General features: G+C 51.9%; 4 protein-coding genes. All 4 read right to left on the bottom strand.

Annotated elements, in window-relative coordinates; all coding sequences use genetic code 11:
• Window positions 1-170: 170 nt before the first annotated feature.
• The gene (locus HWQ67_RS15095) at window positions 171-824 is read right to left on the bottom strand and encodes a chemotaxis protein CheC (protein ID WP_218253520.1); all 654 of its coding nucleotides are present in this window, start codon (window positions 822-824) and stop codon (window positions 171-173) included.
• Between the two features lie 2 nt (window positions 825-826).
• Window positions 827-1,198 (bottom strand): response regulator transcription factor, encoded by a 372-nt coding sequence (locus HWQ67_RS15090; RefSeq protein ID WP_218253519.1) that lies wholly within the window; start codon window positions 1,196-1,198, stop codon window positions 827-829.
• A 136-nt stretch (window positions 1,199-1,334) separates the two neighbouring features.
• Window positions 1,335-2,495 carry a class I SAM-dependent rRNA methyltransferase gene (locus tag HWQ67_RS15085; RefSeq protein WP_218253518.1) on the bottom strand — a complete coding sequence of 387 codons (1,161 nt, stop codon included), beginning with the start codon at window positions 2,493-2,495 and terminating at the stop codon, window positions 1,335-1,337.
• Window positions 2,496-2,526: 31 nt separating this feature from the next.
• A partial coding sequence (locus tag HWQ67_RS15080) for a GspE/PulE family protein (RefSeq protein ID WP_218253517.1) occupies window positions 2,527-3,248 on the bottom strand: 722 nt, incomplete at its 5' end.

Genomic DNA, 3,248 nt, shown 5'->3' with positions numbered 1-3,248 from the left:
TATATAGCACGTTTCGATTGGATTAAATACAAGATACATGGCATTTTTACGGCGCCTCAAGGGGACTTCTTCGCACCCGCCCCTGTCACAAACCGCCCCTTTCTTTCCTTACTTCTTGGGGGGGTGAACTATTACATTATAGCTAATTCTGCAAACACACAATTGTGTGCCTATAGTGTCGTTAAGATGCGTTGCAGTTCCTTTCGCAGGGTTGCCATTGCCTCCCTGGAGAAAAGCAGCACCACATAACCTCTGAGGCTGGAGTGTCTGTGCTCGTCTTCCTCGGTTTTAAAGTCCATCATCAGGAAAAATGCCTGTTCTTCGTCGTCTTTATTGTCAGGCTTGGCTGAACGGACTAGTCTGTGGGAGTTCATGGCAAGCAGGGCTTCACAGTCGGCCTTGAGGAACTCGGCTGCCTCGAATTCAAAGTCAATGGTCATCATCTGCGTAAAGCTCGACAGAAAGGCATTCAGTATGACGTTACCCACATCAAGCAAGGTCTCCTGCTCAAGCTCCGTCAGTGATTCAAGCGGGATGTTTTCACCCAACAGCGTCCTGACCAGTTCCAGGCCCTTGCCCCCGGGGAAGATCAACAGCGCCGTCCCCTCCAGTTCACCCAGAAAATTCTGCCGTACTGCAACGAGCTTACCCTCGTCCTGATTATTGACCAACTCGATGGCCTGCTTATGCGTCACTACGGCGAGCTGCGGCAGGGACAGGAATATCTCCTTTTTGACCATCTGACTCAGTGAATCCGCCGCCATACCAAGCCCCATGTTAAAAAACTCCTTCAGTGCATCCTGTTCCATGTCGGTTAAATCCATGACTACTGTCCCCCCTCAACACCGGCAAATACCCTGGCAAGGGCATCCCTGGATACCGGCTTGCGGATGAATCCAACCCCCATGGCTTCGGCCCGCTGCTGCATCTTCTCCTGAATGTTGGCCGTCACCAAGTGGATGCTTATTGCCGGGTACAGTGTCATCAACTGGGCAGAGAGTTCAATCCCGTTAATACCGGGCATGTTAAAATCGATCAGGGCTATTGCTATTTCGCTATCCCTGGCAATGGTCAGGGCTTCGTCGCCATTGCCGGCCTCTGTAACCTTCCAGTGCGGATATGCCTGGACTATTATGTTTTTCATCATCATGCGTGCCAAACTGCTGTCGTCCACGATTAGTACCGTCTTTTGCGACATATTATAGTATTACCTCCATAATAAACCTCTCTCATCACCCTACCACAATGATATAGCCTCTGTCAATCATTTTTCCATTCAATTGCCAAATCGGCCATGTATGGGGTCAAGGGGGCAGCGATCTTGAGAGAGTGCTTTAGATGACCTGTACAAAGACACACTTGAGGTACTGAGTCTCCGGTACGGCAAGCAGCCCGGGGTGGTCGATGCCCTGACAACGGATGTCAAGGATGCAGACGTCTCTGCCAATGGCGCAGTGCGTAAGCATATCCATAAACATCCCACGGGTGACGTGGTAGGAACACGAGGAGGTGGCAAGCAAACCGCCGCTTTTTAATGCCTTCATGGCAAGGGCGTTTAACTCGGCATATCCCCTGAGACCGTCTCTGATGTTTGTACGGGACTTGACAAAGGCAGGGGGGTCTGAGACTATGAAATCGTAGAGATTACCATCCTGCACCTGCCTCTTGAGGAAATCAAAGACGTCGTCCTGCAGAAAATCGCACCTGTGTTGGAGGTTGTTGAGGAGAGCGTTTTTTGAGGCCATCTGGAGAGCCTTTTCGGAGGTGTCAACCATTGTAACGCCGGCCCTTGCAGATGCCGCGGCAAGCGCCCATGCCCCGGTGTAACTGAACAGGTCCAGCCCCCGCCCGCCAGGCTCTATGAGCCGCGCAAAAGCCTCCCTGTTTTGAGCCTGATCGAGGAAAAACCCTGTCTTCTGTCCTGACATGGGGTCTACCTCAAACCTCAAACCTCCTTCCGTTATAACGGGCAGATTATCCAGCGTCCCCTTGAGCAGTTGCCTTTCCAGGGGCAACCCCTCAAGCTGCCTGATAGCGGTGTCGTTTCTGAGGACAATTGCCGATGGCCCGAGGATATCGTCAAGAAGGCTCAGGACGGTATCTTTCAACCGTTCCATCCCGTAGGTCAGGGTCTGCACTACTATTACGTCATTGTACTTATCCACGATGAGGCCCGGCAGGAGGTCTCCTTCGCTGTAGATCATCCGGCAGGAGTCCTTACCCGGCAGGAATCTCTTTCGATACTCAACGGCCTTGATTATGCGTCTGCGCAGGAAGTCTGCGTCTATCTCTTCCCTCTTTCGGCTGAGGATTCTTACTGAGATCAGTGAATGTGGATTGATATATCCAACGGCCAGGAAGTTATCCTGCCTGTCATACAGCTCAACAATGGCCCCTGGTGCATAGCCCCTGGGACTGCCCTGCAGTTCGTTGGAGAATACCCACAAGTGACCTTCGTTTAAGCGGCTCGTGCGCCTTAGAACAACCCTGTCCAAGTGTGGCGTCAGCTTTTTCTGTCGGAGCGCATTATGATGCCTCTACACCTTTTTCGCCGGCGGAGGAAAACACGGCGGCAATGATCTGCTCCCTTGTCAGCTCCCCTTCAAGCAGATATCGTATCTCATCTATGGTCCTGGTGATCTTTGGGTTTTCGAGGGTCTTTGCCACACGCAATACCTCCTCAACAGTTGTCTGTCCATTGATTACCTTGAGCAGGCCGTCCTCTATAATGGAGGTCATGCCGTAATTTCTTGCGATGTTTTCTGCCATCTTTGCGGTGGCTCCTTCCAGGACGCCTCTTCTTATTTCGTCGTTGACACACAGGAGCTCGTGGATGGCAATCCTGCCCTTATAGCCGGTGTACATGCAGTGCTCACAGCCCTTGCCACGATAAAACCTTACATTGCCCGACATCACATCAACGTCGAAGTTGCGTATGAATATCCTGAAGAAATCCAGGTCGTTAGTCTTGGGTTTATATTCTTCCTTGCATTGAGTACAGGTCAGCCTGACCAGACGCTGCCCCAGTATAGACACCAACGTCGATGACAGCATAAAGGGCCGTATCCCCATGTCAAAGAGGCGCGTAATGGCGCTTGCGGCGTCGTTTGTGTGCAGGGTTGTAAAGAGCAGATGACCGGTCAACCCCGCCGTCAGGGCAACGGAGGCGGATTCCTGGTCACGCATCTCACCAAACATGATTACATCGGGGTCCTGCCTGAGAGCGCTTTTAAGACCATGTATGTAGG

It is taken from the genome of Candidatus Magnetobacterium casense (assembly GCF_019173545.1).
Lineage (GTDB): Bacteria > Nitrospirota > Thermodesulfovibrionia > Thermodesulfovibrionales > Magnetobacteriaceae > Magnetobacterium > Magnetobacterium cryptolimnobacter.
The sequence above is the reverse complement of the archived record's forward strand: the minus strand, read 5'-3'. Positions and strand labels throughout refer to the sequence as shown.

Coding starts and splice junctions, on each gene's coding strand:
- HWQ67_RS15090 (WP_218253519.1), bottom strand. CDS start 1,198: ATGTCGCAAAAGACGGTACTAATCGTGGACGACAGCAGTTTGGCACGC.
- HWQ67_RS15095 (WP_218253520.1), bottom strand. CDS start 824: ATGGATTTAACCGACATGGAACAGGATGCACTGAAGGAGTTTTTTAAC.